General features: G+C 33.0%; 17 protein-coding genes. 8 read left to right on the forward strand and 9 right to left on the reverse strand.

The window, feature by feature from the left end; genetic code table 11:
• Positions 1-96: 96 nt before the first annotated feature.
• The 3 genes from H3T83_RS04745 to H3T83_RS04755 all read left to right on the forward strand — a co-directional run bounded on the left by H3T83_RS04745 (position 97) and on the right by H3T83_RS04755 (position 3,956).
• Positions 97-495 carry a hypothetical protein gene (locus H3T83_RS04745; protein ID WP_133052284.1) on the forward strand — a complete coding sequence of 133 codons (399 nt, stop codon included), beginning with the start codon at positions 97-99 and terminating at the stop codon, positions 493-495.
• A gap of 561 nt (positions 496-1,056) precedes the next feature.
• Positions 1,057-2,358: a serine/threonine transporter gene (locus H3T83_RS04750; RefSeq protein ID WP_086320749.1), complete on the forward strand. Its 1,302-nt coding sequence runs from the start codon at positions 1,057-1,059 to the stop codon at positions 2,356-2,358.
• A 230-nt stretch (positions 2,359-2,588) separates the two neighbouring features.
• A complete protein-coding gene (locus H3T83_RS04755) occupies positions 2,589-3,956 on the forward strand; it encodes an L-serine ammonia-lyase (protein ID WP_198215238.1) in 1,368 nt (455 codons plus the stop codon).
• Positions 3,957-4,013: 57 nt separating this feature from the next.
• Here H3T83_RS04755 and H3T83_RS04760 read toward each other — a convergent pair whose 3' ends face one another.
• The 5 genes from H3T83_RS04760 to xerD form a co-directional block, all read right to left on the reverse strand.
• A complete protein-coding gene (locus tag H3T83_RS04760) occupies positions 4,014-4,370 on the reverse strand; it encodes a helix-turn-helix domain-containing protein (protein WP_065578284.1) in 357 nt (118 codons plus the stop codon).
• Between the two features lie 409 nt (positions 4,371-4,779).
• Positions 4,780-6,174, reverse strand: coding sequence for a UDP-N-acetylmuramate:L-alanyl-gamma-D-glutamyl-meso-diaminopimelate ligase (mpl, locus tag H3T83_RS04765; RefSeq protein ID WP_198215239.1), 1,395 nt, complete (start codon positions 6,172-6,174; stop codon positions 4,780-4,782).
• A 122-nt stretch (positions 6,175-6,296) separates the two neighbouring features.
• Positions 6,297-8,030, reverse strand: coding sequence for a single-stranded-DNA-specific exonuclease RecJ (gene recJ, locus H3T83_RS04770; protein ID WP_198215240.1), 1,734 nt, complete (start codon positions 8,028-8,030; stop codon positions 6,297-6,299).
• 78 nt (positions 8,031-8,108) lie between these two features.
• Entirely contained in the window at positions 8,109-8,813 is a 705-nt protein-coding gene (gene dsbC / locus H3T83_RS04775) for a bifunctional protein-disulfide isomerase/oxidoreductase DsbC (protein ID WP_065578287.1), read from the reverse strand.
• Between the two features lie 26 nt (positions 8,814-8,839).
• Positions 8,840-9,754 carry a site-specific tyrosine recombinase XerD gene (gene xerD / locus H3T83_RS04780; RefSeq protein WP_198215341.1) on the reverse strand — a complete coding sequence of 305 codons (915 nt, stop codon included), beginning with the start codon at positions 9,752-9,754 and terminating at the stop codon, positions 8,840-8,842.
• Positions 9,755-9,962: 208 nt separating this feature from the next.
• Here xerD and H3T83_RS04785 point away from each other — a divergent pair, with 208 nt between their 5' ends.
• Together H3T83_RS04785 and grxB are read left to right on the forward strand one after the other, a co-directional pair.
• A complete protein-coding gene (locus H3T83_RS04785) occupies positions 9,963-10,589 on the forward strand; it encodes a Pr6Pr family membrane protein (RefSeq protein WP_086360562.1) in 627 nt (208 codons plus the stop codon).
• Positions 10,586-11,236: a glutaredoxin 2 gene (grxB, locus tag H3T83_RS04790; RefSeq protein WP_086320755.1), complete on the forward strand. Its 651-nt coding sequence runs from the start codon at positions 10,586-10,588 to the stop codon at positions 11,234-11,236. Before H3T83_RS04785 ends, grxB begins: the two co-directional genes overlap by 4 nt.
• A gap of 148 nt (positions 11,237-11,384) precedes the next feature.
• Here grxB and H3T83_RS04795 read toward each other — a convergent pair whose 3' ends face one another.
• Positions 11,385-12,425, reverse strand: coding sequence for a tagatose 1,6-diphosphate aldolase (locus tag H3T83_RS04795; protein WP_198215241.1), 1,041 nt, complete (start codon positions 12,423-12,425; stop codon positions 11,385-11,387).
• 184 nt (positions 12,426-12,609) lie between these two features.
• Here H3T83_RS04795 and H3T83_RS04800 point away from each other — a divergent pair, with 184 nt between their 5' ends.
• Entirely contained in the window at positions 12,610-13,929 is a 1,320-nt protein-coding gene (locus H3T83_RS04800) for an MFS transporter (protein ID WP_198215242.1), read from the forward strand.
• A gap of 70 nt (positions 13,930-13,999) precedes the next feature.
• Here the strand turns inward: H3T83_RS04800 and H3T83_RS04805 are convergent, their stop codons facing one another.
• Positions 14,000-14,158, reverse strand: a complete 159-nt coding sequence (locus H3T83_RS04805) for a hypothetical protein (RefSeq protein WP_165755152.1) — start codon at positions 14,156-14,158, stop codon at positions 14,000-14,002.
• A gap of 290 nt (positions 14,159-14,448) precedes the next feature.
• Between H3T83_RS04805 and adhP the strand changes: the two genes are divergently transcribed.
• The gene (adhP, locus tag H3T83_RS04810; RefSeq protein ID WP_065578293.1) at positions 14,449-15,480 is read left to right on the forward strand and encodes an alcohol dehydrogenase AdhP; all 1,032 of its coding nucleotides are present in this window, start codon (positions 14,449-14,451) and stop codon (positions 15,478-15,480) included.
• Positions 15,481-15,652: 172 nt separating this feature from the next.
• Entirely contained in the window at positions 15,653-17,101 is a 1,449-nt protein-coding gene (locus tag H3T83_RS04815) for an APC family permease (RefSeq protein WP_198215243.1), read from the forward strand.
• 76 nt (positions 17,102-17,177) lie between these two features.
• Here the strand turns inward: H3T83_RS04815 and rimL are convergent, their stop codons facing one another.
• Positions 17,178-17,723: a 50S ribosomal protein L7/L12-serine acetyltransferase gene (rimL, locus tag H3T83_RS04820; RefSeq protein WP_065652071.1), complete on the reverse strand. Its 546-nt coding sequence runs from the start codon at positions 17,721-17,723 to the stop codon at positions 17,178-17,180.
• A gap of 185 nt (positions 17,724-17,908) precedes the next feature.
• Positions 17,909-19,273, reverse strand: coding sequence for a PTS ascorbate transporter subunit IIC (locus tag H3T83_RS04825; RefSeq protein ID WP_034900872.1), 1,365 nt, complete (start codon positions 19,271-19,273; stop codon positions 17,909-17,911).
• Positions 19,274-19,275 lie beyond the last annotated feature (2 nt).

A 19,275-nucleotide genomic window follows, 5' to 3' on the forward strand; every position in this document is an offset into this window, starting at 1 on the left:
CCAAGCGCAACACAAAAGTAATTTTATTAGTAAATATGGTTATAAATGTTTATATGTGATAAATTTTCTTTTATTGAGAATAAGTTACTAAACAATATGGACAAATTGAACATACCTAAATTAAAACAACGTTTATTCTTTCTCTTTTTAATAGGTCTTATTTTATATTGGCCAATTAAATTTGCTAAATATCATTTGTTTGATTTAAGTTATCAAGAGGTATTAGAGTTTTATTGGCGAACTGATGGTTGTAGTCGACTGTCTAATACAAAGGAATATATAATGGAATGTCCTTGTGATAGTTTTATTCAGCCTGATGACCATTTTACCATTACTGATGATGGCGATTTATATTTTGAAAATAAGTTTTATGGTAAATTGATATTAAAAGAAAAACCTAGTTTTTTCCACGACACATCTGAAATATTGTCTGGTGGCTTTATGGAAATTATACGGTCAGATTTAGGTGTTGTTTGTTACTATGATTCGATATAAAAATTTTGAGAGTTTTTAACTAAAATTAGTTGTCAAAAACCCCGTTCCTCAAAAATTTTTATGCTAATAATTTAATCTTAATTAATAGTCTGATTAGGTAATGGTTATCAGCATAATATAGTACTAAATATAATTCGTTGTTTATTTATCATTACGAATAAGTTTTCTTGTGCCTTATCTTGAAAAACTTAATAACGCTAATCTTGATCACATACCCCATATTACAAATACTATAAATCAACGTTATTTATGACTTAGATTCTTTTAAATATTAGGATACCAAAATAATTTTATTATTGTTTTTAACTAAAATAATGAGTAATGGCTCTGTTATTACTTATCGATTAAAACTCAATTCAAACATAAATTTTGTCAGATTACTTATTTATAGGTATCAAAAATGATTCTTTAACAAATTTAAGGGGCTTAAGTATCAAAATAGATATCATTATCTTATTGATTATATTGAATAATTTTATGTTTAATGTGATGAAGGTCACACTACAAAAGTTTAATTATTGATATCATACGCGCGAATTTTAGATTAAGGAGATATTCAATATGGGACATACGATTAATAAGGACATATTTGAAGATAAAAGCTCATCGAAATTACCGAAATGGCGTAAAAGTGATACATTATGGATGCTTAGCCTTTATGGAACAGCTATTGGAGCGGGGGTACTATTTCTTCCTATCAATGCAGGAGTCGGAGGATTAATCCCGTTATTGGTGATGTTAATGCTTGCTTTCCCAATGACATTCTTTGCTCATCAAGCTCTGTGTCGGTTTGTTTTATCGGGTAAAAGTCCTGATGGTGATATAACAGTAGTGGTTGAAGAAGCATTTGGACGCACTGCAGGAAATTGGATAACACTACTCTATTTTTTTGCAATTTATCCAATTTTATTAGTTTATAGTGTCGGTATTACTAATACTGTTGATAGCTTTATAGTTCATCAATTAGGCATGGAGCCTCCTCCTCGAGCTTTACTTTCATTCTTTTTAGTTGCTTTTTTAATGATGATTGTACATTTTGGTGAAGAACTTATTGTTAAGGTTATGTCAATATTGGTTTTTCCTTTTATTGCAGTGTTAATGATTTTGGCTTTGTTTTTAATTCCTGAATGGAATGGTGAACTTTTCACAAATTTTTCATTTAGTAATACAGCTAATGAAGGTGGCCGTAGTATTTTAATGACACTATGGCTAGTTATACCTGTAATGGTATTTGCATTTAATCATTCACCTATTATCTCATCTTTAGCCGTAGCTAAACGTAGAGAATATGGTGAAGTATTTGCTGAACCTAAATGTAGTAAAATTATTGCGGCTAGTAATATTATGATGGTGGTTACTGTCATGTTTTTTGTCTTTAGTTGTGCGCTTTGCCTAACCCCTGCAGAGCTATTAGATGCAAAAGCTCAAAATATTTCAACATTATCTTATTTAGCTAATCGATTTAATTCACCAGTAATTGAGTACATTGGTCCTCCAATTGCCTTTATTGCTATGGCTAAATCATTTTTAGGTCACTATTTAGGTGGTAAAGAAGGATTTAATGGTCTTGTTAATAAGGCACTACGTAGCTGTAATAAAACAATTTCGCCAAAAAAACTCGATAAAATTGCCATTGTTTTTATGTTCATTACTGCATGGGGTATTGCGACACTAAATCCAAGTATTTTGGGTTTAATTGAATCATTAGGTGGTCCAATTCTAGCGATATTACTATTTTTAATGCCAATGTACGCAATCCATAGATTGCCTATATTAGAAAAGTATAAAGGTAAAATTAGTAATATATTTATTGTTGTTATGGGAATGATTGCGATTTCAGCAGCTATTTATAATTTAATTTAAATTTGCATTAATTAAAAACCATAACTGTTTATGTGTTATGTAGTAAAGTCGATTGTTTTATTGATCAATAGAAGGAGTGAGTGGCAAATAATTTATTTGCGAAAATCTTAACATAAGATTTGAAATAACTTGTATAAATTTATAGGTTTTACTGCATTTTTGCTCACAGTTATAATTTATAATATTGATAATTGTTATCGATTTAAAATTAGGTATAAAAAAGGGAAAATATGAGTTCAGTATTTGAAATATTTAAAATCGGTATAGGTCCTTCTAGTTCTCATACAGTAGGACCAATGATAGCAGGAAAAATCTTCATTGATCAGTTGATTAGTGCAAATTTAATGTCGTCGGTTACTAAAATTGTTGCTGATGTTTACGGTTCTTTATCATTAACAGGTAAAGGGCATCAAACTGATATTGCCATTATTATGGGATTAGCTGGCGAAAAGCCTGATAGTGTGGATATCGATAATATTCCATTATTTATAGAAACAGTGACTCAGACCAATCGATTATCAATTTATAATAATAGGTATAAAATTGATTTTCCTCTCGATCAATGTATGGTATTTCATTCAAAATTTTTACCATTACATGAAAATGGTATGACATTGAGTGCTTATAATGGAGAGACGTTATTATTACAAAAAACGTATTATTCTGTTGGTGGTGGTAAAATTGTAGAAGAGGAGAAATTTGGTCAGGAAGAACAAAATTCAGTAAAGTTACCATATTCTTTTTCATCAGCAGCACAGCTACTTAGTCTCTGTGAAGATAATTCATTGTCTATTTCCAGCATAATGATGAAGAATGAGTTACAGTTACATACATATGAAGAAATAGAAAACTATTTTGAGCGAGTGGGCGAAACAATTTTAGATTGTATTAAACGAGGAATGAATACAGAAGGTTTATTACCTGGACCACTTAAAGTTCCACGTCGAGCATTTTCATTATATCGGCAATTATCGACCACAAAAGATGGTATTATTAATGACCCAATGGTTATTATTGATTGGGTTAATATGTTTGCTCTCGCGGTTAGTGAAGAAAATGCTGCTGGTGGGCGAGTGGTAACAGCTCCAACAAATGGTGCTTGTGGTATTATACCTGCTGTAATTGCTTATTATAATAAATTTATCAATCCGGTAACACCTGATATCTATATTCGTTTTTTCCTTACTTGTGGTGCTATAGGGCAACTTTATCAAATGAATGCTTCTATTTCTGGTGCCGAAGTTGGTTGTCAGGGTGAAGTGGGGGTTGCTTGTTCTATGGCTGCAGCAGGTTTGGCTGAACTCTTAGGAGGAAACCCTCAGCAGGTTTGTATGGCTGCTGAAATAGCGATGGAACATAATTTGGGTTTAACCTGTGATCCAGTTGCAGGACAAGTTCAAGTTCCTTGTATTGAACGTAATGCAATAGCTGCAGTAAAAGCAATCAATGCCACTCGGATGGCGTTAAGAAGAACGACTGTTGCAAAAGTATCCTTAGATAAAGTTATTGAAACCATGTATGAAACAGGAAAGGATATGAATGCTAAATATCGTGAAACATCGCGTGGTGGATTAGCTATTACGGTTCACTGTAATTAATTTTAGATATTTTGTTTATTTTCGCCGATATAAAATCGGCGAAAATAGCCAATCAACTTAGTATTTCCAACGCATTGTATTAACTTTTGAACGTAGAAAATCATTATTTACTAACATATCTATTTTTTCGTCTTTTTTGAAACAACGCTTTTTTCGTTTTGGTTGTTCTGATGATGTTTTATGCATTATTTCATTATAGGCCAATAAATTGTTCAGTTGGTCAAGTTCATCTAAGCCTTTTAAGACAGCAATTAATGTTTGTAAAGTAATTGATTCTCCATGTTCAATACGTTTTATTGTGGCAATACCTATTTGGGCTTTATTAGCCAGCTCTAGCTGTGATAAATTTTTCTCAATTCTTGCCATTTTTATTCTGCGACATAACATTTTAATCATGTCGGTAGTGTCATTCATGTACTATCCTCAATTTTATAAGCGGAGATTTAATACCATGTCTAATATAAATAAATGGTGCATTAGTTATTCTATTAATCAACAGTAATTACAGATAAATTTATTAGATTATCAATTTATCATTTAAATCGTCCTAATTAGTACTTATAAAGGTGTTTTTCCTTATTATTTAGAAATAATAAATAATATTTATATTATTCGATTTTCTAATTATCTGTCTAGTTACAGCTATTGATAATTAGCTTATTTATTCACAGTATTTATCTTATTCGTCAATTAGCTCTTAGCAAATAAGTTATTATTTGTATAACATATGTAGATTCATACCTAATAAAAGATAATATAATGGATTAAAATATATAGCGATGACATGCCACTAAAAATGACATGTCATATTGGAATGTAATTATTAATGTCGCAATTTTTCTTCTTGTTTATTTTTTATTTGCTGTTTTTGCAGATTTTTTAAAATTTTATTATGAATACCATTAAAACCACCATTACTCATAATCAAGATTGCATCAGTTGGTTTAGCTGATTTAATAATCATCTCAACTAATAAATCAATATCACCAGACCAATAAGCCGGTTGAATACAAGCATCAACCACATCAGCAACTAACCAAGGTAGTTGTTCTGGTTGAAACATATATATTTCATCTGCACGACCTAATGATGGCGCAAGTTCATCTTTGGATATGCCTAGTTTCATGGTATTCGAACGAGGCTCTAAAACTGCCAATATTCTTCGATTTGCCCCAATTTTGCTGCGTAATGCTTCTAAAGTTGCTAATATTGCAGTTGGATGATGGGCAAAATCATCATAAATCTCAATATCATTAACTTCGCCATATAACTCTAAACGTCTTTTGGCATTTAAAAACGATCCAAGTGCTAAACAAGCATCAGCTGGTTTAATACCGACATTATGTGCCGCTGCAATAGCCATTAAGGCATTATGCATATTATGTTCACCAACAAGAGAATAGTTAACTTCACCAACCTGTTCATTGTTAAAGTAAACAGTAAATTGGCTCGCATCATTAGCGATTTTTTTCGCCATCCAGCCATTTTCTGATTCGGTGAATGATTGCTCACTCCAACAACCTTTGGCTAAAACTTGTTTTAAATTGACATCTTCTTGCGGGGAAATTATCAACCCTTTACTAGGCACTAAACGAACTAAGTGATGAAATTGTTTTTGAATTGAACTGAGATCATCAAAAATATCTGCATGATCAAATTCCAAATTGTTCATAATTAACGTTTTTGGGCAATAATGCATAAATTTAGAACGTTTATCAAAAAATGAACAATCATATTCATCGGCTTCAATAACGAAAAAGTTACCTTCACCTAGCCTTGCTGATACTTCAAAATTACCGGGTACGCCACCAATAACAAAACCTTGGTTATAGCCTTGTTTCTCTAAAATCCAGTTAACCATACCTGCTGTTGTTGTTTTACCATGCGTTCCAGCAACAGCGATTACCCATCGTTCACGTAAAACGTTGTCATGTAGCCATTGAGGAGCAGAAATATAAGGAATGTTGTTATCTAAAATATATTCAACACAAGGATTGCCTCTTGATAAGGCATTACCAATAATTACCAGATCCGGAATAGGGTTTAATTGTGAAGGATCATCTCCTTCAATAATATCAATATGTTCTTTTTGTAGTAGCGTACTCATTGGTGGGTAAACATTTTTGTCTGAACCCGTGACTTTATGACCCAATGAGCGAGCGATTAATGCAATGCCGCCCATAAATGTGCCACAAATCCCAAGTATATGAATATGCATTTTTTGGTCCTTAATGTTGTATAAAATATTGTACTGATGATAATACTTATCTGTTGCCAGTATTTTTTAGTTAACTGATTTGATTTTTGTAGAAAACTATAATTATAGTCGATTTTACTCGCTTATGCGATAGGCCAAATATGTCTAATCATCAATTTTACCGCCTGATTACCACGAAAATCATTAACATCTAGTTGATAGACAATTTTTACAATTTTTATTGTATTATCTGGCCATTGGGTTAAATTTACATTGAAACATATGCCTTCAATAATTGGACCACCGTTTTTTGGTTCTAATACTAATTTAAGATGTTTTTCAGCAAATAAACGTTGTTGATGCACAATAAAATCACCATCGAATGTTGGTTCTGTAAATCCTTCACCCCATGGACCAGACTCTTTTAATTGTTTAGCTATTGAGTAATTAAAATCTTGATTATCAATTTCACCATCGGTTTCAATGATTTGTTCGAGTACATCTAAATCGAGTTGTTCAGTTATCAATGTTTCAAAATGTGCGCTAAATTGGTCTAAATCTTTTTCTTGAATACTTAATCCAGCTGCCATGGCATGTCCACCAAAGCTCACTAGAATATCGGGATATCTCTCATTGAGTTTATCAAGTATGTCTCGTAAGTGAATCCCCTCTATTGATCGTCCGGAACCTTTTAATAATCCATCTTCAGTAGAGGCAAAACATATAACTGGACGATAATGTTTATCTTTCAAACGTGCCGATACAATACCGATAATACCTTGATGCCACTGCGGATGATGTACAACTAATGCGTTCGGAAAAGTAGAATTTTTCTGTTCTACTTGTTCAATATAGGATAACGCTTCTTGATACATTGTTTGTTCAATCAGTTTCCGGTCATGATTAAGTGTATCAAGATCGGTTGCTTGTTTAATGGCACTATCATAATCTTCACATAGCAGTAATTCCACGCTAAGCGACATACTATCCATTCGCCCAGCTGCATTTAGCCTTGGGGCTATGTAATAGGCAAGATCTGTGGAAGTTAACGTAAGAGGATCTCGTCTAGAGATATCTAATAATGCTTTGATTCCTTCACAACAATAACCGGCTCGAATACGGCTAATTCCTTGATGAACCAATATACGATTATTGCGGTCAAGTTTTACCACATCGGCAATCGTGCCAAGCGCAACTAAGTCTAGCAAGTTGGTAATGTTATATTCTGCTAACTTATTGCTAGCAAACCAGTTTTCTTTACGCAGCTTTGCCCGTAATGCCAACATAAAATAAAATGCTACACCAACACCAGCTAAGTGCTTAGATGGAAAAGAGCTGTTTGGTAAATTAGGATTAATGATAGCATCAGCTGCTGGTAATTGCTCTGAACACAAGTGATGATCTGTAATTATTACAGTTAAGTTTGATTGTTTTGCAAATTCAACCGCCTCAATAGCCGAAACACCATTATCAACAGTAATAATCAGATCGGCTTTTTTTGACAGTGCTCTTTTTACCACACTTATACTTAAACCGTATCCATCATCAAATCGATTAGGAATGATATAATCGACATGTTTACATCCCATCTTTTTTAATGCTTTTATCATTAATGCAGTACTGGTTGCGCCATCAGTATCAAAATCACCAACAATCATAATCCGTTTATTATTCTGCATAGCTGAATAAACAATTTCGACAGCAGTATGGGTACCATCTAAGTTGTCATAGTTGCATAAATTACGAGTGGTATAATCTAATTCTTGCATAGATGTTATTCCACGTAATGCATAGACTCGTTGCAATAAGAGTGGAATATCTGGTGACAATTTAGGTAGTACTTCAGGTAATTGGCGGTGTGTTAATTTACTTTTCATATTTTAAATGTTAGCGCATGTGCGCTAACATACATTCTTATTTTTATCTGAATTTTAATTATTAGAAATTATAAAGTACTAATTTTTAGCTTTCTTTTTTAATATTTCGATTAATTTATCAGCAGGAACATAGCCTGAAACTAATTGCCCATCCGGTAGTAATAATGCTGGGGTACCACTGATACCTAATTTTTTACCAACATTAAATTGTTGTGTTACGTAAGGCACCATACTATTCGCCGGAGAAATTGAATTACCCTTATAGGCATTATCAAAAGCAGCTTTACGATCGGCAACACTCCAAATAGATTGCATATTTTTGCCTACATCACTATCAGCACCGGCTCGAGGAAATGCAAAATAGTGCACTGAGATACCTGCATCTAAGTATTGATTTATATTTTCATGAAGTAATTTACAATAGTGACAAGTATAATCGGTGAAAACTGAAATAATATATTTTTCTTTTGGTGCTTTATAAACAATGGCATCTTTTTCAATTGATTTCATTAATTTTAAGTTATTACTGTTGGCAATATTTACTGGTTCACCACCTTCAAGACTATAGATTGGTCCTTGAGTTAAAAATTTACCATCATCTGTTATATAGAAAATACCCTCAGGTGTGATAACACTTTTCAATCCTTGTACTGGATTATTTTCGATAGTAATTTCTTTATTAGAAAAACCTAATTTTTCCATCGATTTGGTGATATCGGCGTTATTGGCTAATACTGAAGTTGAGATTAATGCTAAACCTAAACTTATGACTAATTTTTTCATTCAGTTATCCTTAGTTATATAAACTGTTATGCACGAGGATGATGTTTGCTGTGCAATTGTTTTAATCTTTCTGTTGCAACATGTGTATAAATTTGTGTAGTTGATAAACTACTGTGCCCTAGTAACATTTGTACTACTCGCAAATCGGCGCCATGATTAAGCAAATGCGTTGCAAAGGCGTGCCTAAGTACATGAGGTGAAAGGGCTTCGATATTAATGCCTGCTAGTATGGCATAATATTTGATTCTATGCCAGAATGTCTGTCGTGTCATTTTCTTGCCTAAACGACTTGGAAAAAGTACATCAACTGGCCCATTTTTTAGTAGATCATTGCGTGCATATTTGAAATAGTATTCAAGCCAATAGATTGCTTCTTCTCCTAAAGGAACTAAACGCTCTTTGTTGCCTTTGCCTATAACTCTCACTACTCCTTGCCTTAGGCTGATATCACTAATTTCTAAGTTAACTAATTCTGAGACTCGTAATCCTGTAGCATAAAGCACTTCTAACATAGCTTTATCTCTTAGTTCAATTGGATCATCAATACTTGGTGATTCTAATAGAGCATCAACCTGTAATTCAGTTAAGTCTTTAGGTAACTTTTTGGGTAATTTGGGTGATGATAATATAGCTGATGGATCATCGGTACGATAGTTTTCTTGATATAAATATTGAAAAAAACGTTTAGTCGCACTCAATAAACGTGCCGAACTACTTGCTCTATAACCATCTTTAACTCGTTGTAGTAAAAATTCCTGTAAGTTAGTGGATTGTGCCGTGAGAAAGTTAACTTTTTGTAATTGTAGTGATTGGCTTAGTGCGAATAGATCCAGTTTGTAAGATTCAATTGTATTTTCAGCAAGATTTCGTTCTAACCAGATTGAGTCTAGAAATTGTTCAATTAATATTTTATTTTGTGATGATATATCTTTATCAGACATTAAAAACCAACTCATTTTCAATAGTTGTTAATATTATATACTAACTGTCAATAACTTGAAGTTGTCACATTATTATTGCAATTGAAATGCATAAAATTGAATGTTTGGTCAATGAAAACATTAACTTTAGTTGATATTGCAATAATATTTTGTATCTTTTCTATTGCCTACTATATACTGAATTATCTGTTATTTTTTATGATAAGTTATGTTAAAACGAAATATTAATCTTTTTATTGCATTATATGCTTTTTTTATTATTGGTATTGAAACTTATATTTATTGGCATACGCAGCTAAGACCTTGGCAACCAAGTACCCCAACTGGGCGAATAATATTTTACTACAGTTTTTTTACGGTACTTTCCAATCTAATGTTTGCATTTAGTTGTCTATGTTTAACTTTCAATCCCAACTGTAATCGATATAGTTTCAAGGTGATACGACTAAATGGCTTAGTCGGGGTGATTATAACCGCAATAGTTTATAACTTAATTTTGAGGGGAATACATAAACCACCTAATACTTTATTACAGTTTACCAATGAAAGTTTACATGTGATTCTACCGGTTATTGGTATATTAAGTTGGTTAGTTTGGGGACCATTTCGACGAATTCAGTTTAATGTCATTGTTGGTTCGTTTTTGTCGATGTTAATTTATGGTATTTATATTTTCATACGGGGTTATCTTACTAATCAATATCCATATCCTTTTATTAATGTGGTTAGGGTTGGATATGTTAAAGCGCTATATGCTGCAGGATCGGTTTTTATACTGTTTTTAGGGCTGGCTCTTTTGTTATGGATCATTGATTGCTTTAGGAGAAGAATATGAAATTGTATATTTATGAACATTGTCCTTTTTGCGTACGGGCAAGAATGATTTTTGGTTTAAAAAATATTCCAGTTGAACAGCATGTCTTTCTCAGCGATGATGTTAAATCACCGACAAGTATGATTGGTGAAAAAATGGTGCCAATCTTACAAAAGGAAGATGGTAGCTATATGCCAGAAAGTCTTGATATTGTTGCTTATGTTGATAGTAATTATGGTAAAGGCCCTATCTTAAGTGGAGTTAAAAATCCAGAAATTGAAGCATTAATTAAACAATTTCAACAATATGATTATAAGTTAGAGTGTCCACGATATGTAAAATTAGGCTTAGCTGAATTTGCCACTCAAGCTGCTATTGATAATTTTATTACAAATAAGAGTAAAAAATTGGGTTCGTTTGCTGATTGCCTTGCCGAAACTGATGCATTAATTGCTAAGATATCTGATTTATTAAATCAGCTTGAACCATTAATTGTGGCATCGAATGCATGTAATGGCACATTATCTTGGGATGATATATGTTTATTTCCGATATTACGCAATTTAACCTGTGTTAAAGGTCTCATTTTTCCTACAAAAATTAAAGCCTATTTAGAGTCAATGGCTGAACTAAGTAAGGTAAACCTGTTTTTTGATCAGGCGGTTTAACAAAAAGTAGAATCCTATTGTATACAAAACTGATGATTAACTAATATGCAAATTGTTCATTTAATAACAAGAGTACAAGAAAAATAGGAATAAAACTTGTACTCTTATCTGTTATTTAAGTTATTTATTTAAATCTCTACAAAAACGATTAATTACTTAATTTAAGATCAATAATTTCAATTTTGTCTTTACCACCATATACATCGTACCATGGGGTTGCATATTGTTTTAAAATCTTATTGAGTTGTTCAACATTTTCACGTCCAATAGTATCAAGCCAACGTTTTAAGCCATCTTTACCATTTTTAGCATATGCTTCAATACCTTCAAACCAAGTAGCTCGACCTCCTAGAATACCGCTATATTTGGCGCCGTGCTCTCCGGCAAAAATGAGTTCTTCATGGAAAGTTTTAGTTGGTACGCCTGCACTTAAATAAATGAAAGGACGAGTCGCAACATCACTTGCTTGTTTGAAATAATCGGCAGCTTCTTGTTGTGAATAAACTACAGGATTACTATCATTAAATCCTGCAACATTTTTAAATAATACGGGTACTTCTACTTTAAGAATATCAATGTAATAGTGATCTTTAGTAAATTCTTCAATTGTCTTGATAACTTTTTGTGGTTTTATTTTTGCGAATTCAGGACTTTTATCATCAGTTACCACATTATCATAAACAATAGGCTCAACAAATACTGGAATGTCAGCCGCTCTCGCTTCATTGCCTAAACGTTCTAAAAAGGCGTGTTTTTTATCTAAAATATCTTGCGGATCGTCAGGATTATAATAGACCAGTACTTTTGCGGCATCAGCTCCTTTTTTTAATAAACGTTGAAGTGAATCTTCCGGTAAAATATCTGGTAAACGTCCTGGTGTATTGGTATCGTAGCCAGTTTTTTCATAAGACATAATTAACCCAGCATTTTTATTTTTTGCTGCCATGCCTTTAAAACCGAGTTCTTCATCCAGTAAAATGGCACTAACATATTTGGTTAATTCCTGAGAAACAAGCTCTTTAAATTCATACACCATATCAATATGATAACGTTCTTGACCTACAGCATTTTGCATCATTTTTACCATAGAACCACGCTGATCGATTGCTAATGCTGCAATTACGCCATCTTGGTTAGATAATTGTTGCATACGGTTGAATTTTCCACGAGAAATGCGTTTTGTTGCCATTTTAAAACTCTCCATTTAATAAGATTTTTTCATTGTAGGTTTTTATTTGGCTAATTATTAATCATTTAGTGCTAGTTTTAATTTTGTGTGAACTTTTTGATATTTTCTTTTAAATGGCAATTTGTTCCGGTATATTAGTACAGATTAATAGACTGTTTGTAAAAAAATGTTTACAGGGATGATTATGCCAGATTCTACAATAGTTACAAATGTGCGAACATTAAATAATCAAGATTATAAAACCTTAGCTCTATCAGCATTAGGTGGTGCATTAGAATTTTATGATTTTATTATATTTGTCTTTTTTTCAATTACGATAAGCCATCTATTTTTTCCGGATGATATGCCAGGATGGTTAAGTCAAGTTCAAACTTTTGGCATATTTGCTGCTGGTTATTTGATTCGTCCTTTTGGTGGTATTGTGATGGCTCACTTTGGTGATATGTTTGGCCGCAAAAGAATGTTTACACTTAGTATTCTATTAATGGCGTTACCAACATTATTTATTGGTTGTTTACCTACTTATGCCAATATCGGTATTTTTGCGCCATTATTACTCTTAATGATGCGATTATGCCAGGGGCTTGCGGTAGGTGGTGAAGTGCCTGGGGCGTGGACATTTGTTGCTGAACATGTTCCTAAAAATAAAATTGGCCTAGCCTGTGGTATTTTAACCAGTGGTTTAAGTTTAGGTATTTTGCTAGGTTCATTAGTATCTACCATAATGAGTAAAAGTGTATCAATAGAACAAATGAACGATTGGGGTTGGCGAATTCCATTCATTATTGGTGGTATCTTTGGCTTAATTGCCATGTATCTTCGCCGTTGGTTAAAAGAGACACCTATTTTTCTAGAAATTCAAAAACGTAAGAATGAAGAATTATCTAAAAAATTACCTGTGATAACCGTTTTAACCCAGTATTTACCACAAACTATTTTATCAATGTTACTGACTTGGGTGTTATCTGCCGGTATTATGGTAATAATGTTAATGACCCCAATTTTATTACAAAAGCAATTTGGTTTTTCTGCAATTGACGCTTTACAAGGTAATATATTAGCTATCATTGGACTTATCATTAGTTGTACGTTTTATGGCATGATGATGGATAAATTTGCAATGGGCAAAGTGCTGGTTATTGGTTGTAGTATTGCTGCTATCATGATTGCTATATTTTATTTATCATTAGAAAACGCAAATCTTCTCTTTATCACTTATTTCTTAGCCGGTTCTAGTGTCGGAATTGTTGGCTCTTTTGCTTATTTTATGGTTAAGGTATTCCCAACTCAGGTTCGCTATAGTGGCGTATCATTTTCATTTAATATGGCTTATGCTATTGCCGGTGGTTTAACCCCATTACTGATTTCATTTTTTAGTGATTTTGTTAGTAAAATGGCACCGGCAATTTATGTGGTTGGATTATTTGTATTAGGTGCTTTAATTGGACTATTCTTATTAGTTAATAACAATAGCCAAAAATATGTGGCGAAAGATATTGCTTAACCTCAATGGGAAAAGAAAAATTTTGAGGAACAGGGTTTTTATGTTCCTCAAAAATCATATCTAGACTATTTCACTGATTCTTGCCAAGCTCAACTATTCGTATTACACCAGCTTTAACACTACGCTGTAATCCTGCTACGAAGTCATTATTATCCAGTTTATATAAACTATATATTCCAACACCGACCGCTAAATTGTTAATAAATGGATTTAATTCTGTCATGAGCATAAAAATTAATTGAAAGCCTTAACTATAAAAATTTTTAGTAAAGATGAGCGATATCAATATCGCATATTTATATTATTTTTTAGGTATATGTTTGGTTATGAATCCAGTTTGTTGGACCTTTATAATTATCAAGGTTTGCTATTTAACAATTTAGGGCTGTACATAGAAAGGAATAATGAATAATTCTCATTTTTATTGATAAATGTGAAATAGCGCATATTTTTTCTAAATAAATAGTTTAAAATGAATCCAGTGATATTTTTAAATTGTAATTATTTTAGGAGAAACAAATGAAAGCTGCAGTTATTAGACAAGAATGCGATGGTCAAGTTGAAATTAAAGACGTTCCTGTTCGCCCATTAGAGGCAGGGGAGGCTTTGGTTGAGGTTGAGTATTGTGGGCTTTGTCACACTGATCTTCATGTCGCTGCTGGCGATTTCGGTAAAAAACCAGGTCGAGTAATTGGTCATGAAGGTGTGGGTATTGTGACTAAAATTGCACCTGATGTAAAAAGTTTGAAGGTTGGAGATCGTGTTAGTATTGCATGGTTCCATGCAGGTTGCGGTACCTGTGAATATTGTATATCTGGTAACGAAACATTTTGCCGAAGTGCTTTAAACTCAGGTTATACTGTCGATGGTGGTATGGCTGAACAATGTATTGTTAAAGCTGATTATGCGGTAAAAGTGCCAGATGGCTTAGATCCAGCTCAAGCAACTAGTGTGACTTGTGCAGGTGTAACTACTTATAAAGGAATTAAGGTTGCTGACACTAAACCTGGTCAATGGCTAGCAGTTTTTGGTATTGGTGGACTTGGTACTTTGGCTATCGAATATGGTAAAAATGTTTTTAACAATAAAGTTGTTGCGATTAGTAACAGTGATAGCCAGCTAGAGTTATGTAAGAAGCTTGGTGCTGATTTAGTGGTTAATCCTAAAAAAGTGGCTGATGTTGGTGCTTACATAAAAGAACATACCGATGGTGGTGTGCATGGTGCGGTGGTAACTTCAGTTACTAAAACAGCATTCAATCAGGCTATTGGTTCTGTACGTCCATTAGGTCGAGTTGTAGCTCTGGGTCTACCTTCTGAAACAATGGATTTAAGTATTCCTAAGACAGTTCTAGATGGTATTCAAGTGCTCGGCTCATTAGTTGGTACTCGAGAAGATTTAGCGGAAGCATTTCGTTTTAGTGCCGAAGGTAAAGTTGTACCAATGGTTGAAAAACGCCCTCTTGAAGATATCAATGATATGATTGACGAGATGAAAGCAGGTAAAATTCGTGGTCGTATGGTTATTGATATGAAAATGAAGAAAAAATAGTAATTATTAAGTGATTAACTCATTGAAAGTCAGCTTTATGCTGACTTTTTTATTGATAATAATTTCTGATTTGGAAAGCTTTTTTCGATTAAAGTTAATCTTGCTTGTTTTTTATAAATAAAGTCCTATTATAGGCAAGTTTTGCTTTATTGATCAGTTTAAGAGGTTATTTATGTCTGAACACAATTTAGAGAATAATTTGCGGAAAGATCTTGGTTTAGTTTCCGCATTATCACTAGTTGTTGGAATGGTTTTAGGCGCAGGTGCATTTATGAAACCACCTGCTGTATTAGAAGTCGCTGGCGATTATAATTTTGCGTTGTTAGCGTGGATTATTGGTGGAATTTTTTCAATTTGTGGTGGTTTAACGTTATGTGAACTTGGTGTTATGTTCCCAAAAACTGGGGGCATGCTGGTTTATTTAGAAAAAATTTATGGAGCTAAAGTTTCTCATCTATATGGTTGGATGATCACTGTGCTTTTTGCGCCATCTTTAGTTGGTGCTTTGGTTGGTTATTTTAGCTCAGTATTTTGTTTATTATTTGGGATCAATGATGCCTATCGTATGGCGGTAAGCGCTGGTGTTTTGGGGCTTATTGCATGCATTAATTCAATAGGCGTAAAACAGGCTGGATATCTGCAAACCATAGCTACCTTTTGTAAGCTTGTTCCCATTTTGTTATTAGCAATATTTGGTTTGTGGAAAGGTAATGGTCAAGTTGCATTATTTAATGCTAGTGGTCAAGGTATTGAAACTTATGCGCCATTTGCAGTAGCAATCTTGGCGACGCTATTTGCTTATGATGGATGGGCGCAAGTTGCCTCTGTTGCTGGTGAAATTCGTAATCCATCAAAAGTATTACCTAAAGCAATTATTCTAGGCATAATATTTTTAGTAATTGTTTATGCATGTATCAATATTGCACTGTTCAAGATATTTCCAGTACAAGAAATGGTTACACTTGGCCATGACGCTTCAGCAGTTGCTTCACAGCGCATGTTTGGACATTTAGGCGGTAATTTAGTTGCTGTTGGTATTATGGTTTCAATTCTTGGTGGTATTAATGGTTATATTATGACCTTATCTCGAACTATTTTTAGTATGGGAGAACGAGGCACTATTATTGGGGCAAAATTTTTAAGTACCATTGATGACGATAGCCGTTCACCAGTGAATGCAATTATTATATTGGTTGTTTTTTCATTCCTTTATTCAACGCTACTTGATGCTGATCGCTTATCTGAAATTTCGATGTTCTCCATTTGGGTTTTTTATCTATTAACGTTTATTGGGGTAATTATCGCGAGGAAAAAATTTGCTGATATCCCAAGACCTTATAAAGTCATTGGTTACCCAGTTATTCCTCTTATCGCTATTTTAGGTGCTGGATATGTTATATACGGTATGTTAATTCACCAAACTGTAAATGGGATAGCCTCGATAGTGTTAACCCTAATTGGTTTACCTCTTTATTACTATTTTGATAATAAAAATAAACATATTGAACTTTCACTTGGTGAAGTGAAGAAATATCAATTCAAAACCAAGTATATGATTGCGATATCTTCAATTATTATTGTTTTAGGTTTAATCGCTTACGGTTATTTTATAATCAAATAATCGTTAAACACATTTACTAAACAATTGTTAATCAAAACCGACTTAGGTCGGTTTTTTTATCAGCAAATAATTAAACTTAATCGACAATCAAACCATAAATATTTTGATCATGAAAAGTTTCATTAATATATTCAGCTTGTTTTAAAGTACCTTCATAACTAAAACCACAGCGTTTGGCTAAAGCATTACTTTTCTCATTATAAACAGTACACTTAATTACAAATCGTCTAATTATTTTTTGCATAGCATAATGCTTTATTAATGCATTGAGTGCCACGGTCATTACTCCATTGCCTTGCATTGAACCATCTAACCAATAACCGATATAAGCTGTTTTATTATTTTTATCAATCTGATTAAAAGATAGTAATCCAATAGCTTGACCTTTTAATAAAATGACATAGGTTTTGCTTTCATTCTGTTGATGTTTTAACCAACAAGAATCTAAAAAATGCGCTGTATCAGCTTGGTTTTTTACAAATTTAGGCCATGCCATAAATTGACTAAAGTACTCTCTATTGCTAGCGATAATATTATAAATATCTGATGCATATTGATTATTTGCTGGTACTAAGCAAAGATGTTTATTAATATCAATTATATCTTTTTGATTATTTGTCATTATTAACTTTTTTAAAATACCTAACAAAGTTGCTTAAATATTTTAAACAAATTATGTTGTCATGTATATTAAATAAACGACGTTGTTGAAAGTTGATAGGCTAAGTTGTAGTAAGATGAAATAGTATAAAATTGCCAGACTAACAAGTCTGGCATCATATTGTTACTTAATGAAAAGATAATAATCTATTTTTCATTGTTACTTTTTTTAGGTTTTGTTAATGCATTATGTACAACTAACAAAGCAAAAATAGCGATAAAGATTCCCATAATAATATCTTTATTGAACCATTTTGCCATATTGCCCAGAATAATTCCTACACCACAAAAGTCTACATCAGAGAAAGTTGTATTAGAAAAACCAAGTGACCCTAAAACTGGTAATAAAAGTACTGGTAGGAATGTCACTAATAAGCCATTTGCAAATGCACCAAGCATTGCACCTCGACGGCCTCCCATAGCATTACCAAATACGCCAGCAGTTGCGCCACAGAAGAAATGAGGTACAACACCCGGTAAAATAAGTACAGCATTTAGTTGTCCTAGTACAAATAATCCAACTAATCCACCAAGAAAACTAAATAAGAAGCCAATTAATACTGCATTTGGTGCATAAGGGAAAACAACAGGACAGTCTAAAGCAGGTTTTGCATTTGGTACTAATTTTTCTGAGAAACCAGTAAATGCAGGAACAATTTCAGCTAAAATAAGTCTAACCCCTTGAAGGATGATGAATACACCTGCCGCAAATGTGATGGCTTCAATAATCGCATAAACTAAATAATTATCTCCTTTACTTAGGTTTGTTTGAATATAATCAGGGCCAGCAAATATAGCTAAAATTAAGTAGATAATCATCATTGTTAATGAGATAGAAATTGAGCTGTCACGTAAAAAACTTAAGTTTTTTGGTAAATTCATTTCTTCAGTAGAACGTGAGCCTTTACCAAAGGCAGAACCAAGCCAACCCGCTAATACATAACCTAAGGTTCCGAAATGACCGAATGCAACATCATCATTGCCAGTTATTTTGCGCATTTGTGGTTGGGCTAAAGCTGGGAAGAATGCCATGATCAAGCCGAGAACCAATGAGCCAGTAAATACTAATTGCCAACCTTCAAATCCAGCAACGGTCAAAATAATACTGATCATACATGCCATATAAAAAGTATGATGGCCAGTTAGAAAAATATATTTTAAGCATGTGAATCTAGCAACCATAATATTTGCAACCATACCGAATGCCATAATTAACGCGGTTGCTGTCCCATATTCATTTAATGCCATTGAAACGATGGCTTCATTATTAGGGATGATACCTTGAAGTTTAAAAGCTTCTTCAAACATTAAACCTAAAGGAGTAATTGCACTGATTAAAACCGTTGCACCACCACCTAATACTAAAAAACCTAAAATTGTTTTAACCGTTCCTTTAACTGTATCTGCAAATGATTTTCGTTGTGCTAATAGCCCAACCATGGCGATTAGACCTACGAGTATTGCTGGAACTTTTAATATATCAACAACGAATTTAATTACTTCTTGAATCATAG

The organism is Gilliamella sp. M0320, assembly GCF_016101635.1.
Lineage (GTDB): Bacteria > Pseudomonadota > Gammaproteobacteria > Enterobacterales > Orbaceae > Gilliamella > Gilliamella apis.

Excerpts from the sequence above, each read along its gene's own strand:
- H3T83_RS04800 (WP_198215242.1), top strand. The coding sequence starts at position 12,610 with ATGCCAGATTCTACAATAGTTACAAATGTGCGAACATTAAATAATCAA.
- H3T83_RS04795 (WP_198215241.1), bottom strand. The coding sequence starts at position 12,425 with ATGGCAACAAAACGCATTTCTCGTGGAAAATTCAACCGTATGCAACAA.
- H3T83_RS04745 (WP_133052284.1), top strand. The coding sequence starts at position 97 with ATGGACAAATTGAACATACCTAAATTAAAACAACGTTTATTCTTTCTC.
- xerD (WP_198215341.1), bottom strand. The coding sequence starts at position 9,754 with ATGTCTGATAAAGATATATCATCACAAAATAAAATATTAATTGAACAA.
- grxB (WP_086320755.1), top strand. The coding sequence starts at position 10,586 with ATGAAATTGTATATTTATGAACATTGTCCTTTTTGCGTACGGGCAAGA.
- H3T83_RS04785 (WP_086360562.1), top strand. The coding sequence starts at position 9,963 with ATGTTAAAACGAAATATTAATCTTTTTATTGCATTATATGCTTTTTTT.
- dsbC (WP_065578287.1), bottom strand. The coding sequence starts at position 8,813 with ATGAAAAAATTAGTCATAAGTTTAGGTTTAGCATTAATCTCAACTTCA.
- H3T83_RS04815 (WP_198215243.1), top strand. The coding sequence starts at position 15,653 with ATGTCTGAACACAATTTAGAGAATAATTTGCGGAAAGATCTTGGTTTA.
- mpl (WP_198215239.1), bottom strand. The coding sequence starts at position 6,174 with ATGCATATTCATATACTTGGGATTTGTGGCACATTTATGGGCGGCATT.
- H3T83_RS04760 (WP_065578284.1), bottom strand. The coding sequence starts at position 4,370 with ATGAATGACACTACCGACATGATTAAAATGTTATGTCGCAGAATAAAA.
- H3T83_RS04825 (WP_034900872.1), bottom strand. The coding sequence starts at position 19,273 with ATGATTCAAGAAGTAATTAAATTCGTTGTTGATATATTAAAAGTTCCA.
- recJ (WP_198215240.1), bottom strand. The coding sequence starts at position 8,030 with ATGAAAAGTAAATTAACACACCGCCAATTACCTGAAGTACTACCTAAA.
- rimL (WP_065652071.1), bottom strand. The coding sequence starts at position 17,723 with ATGACAAATAATCAAAAAGATATAATTGATATTAATAAACATCTTTGC.
- H3T83_RS04805 (WP_165755152.1), bottom strand. The coding sequence starts at position 14,158 with ATGCTCATGACAGAATTAAATCCATTTATTAACAATTTAGCGGTCGGT.
- H3T83_RS04750 (WP_086320749.1), top strand. The coding sequence starts at position 1,057 with ATGGGACATACGATTAATAAGGACATATTTGAAGATAAAAGCTCATCG.
- H3T83_RS04755 (WP_198215238.1), top strand. The coding sequence starts at position 2,589 with ATGAGTTCAGTATTTGAAATATTTAAAATCGGTATAGGTCCTTCTAGT.
- adhP (WP_065578293.1), top strand. The coding sequence starts at position 14,449 with ATGAAAGCTGCAGTTATTAGACAAGAATGCGATGGTCAAGTTGAAATT.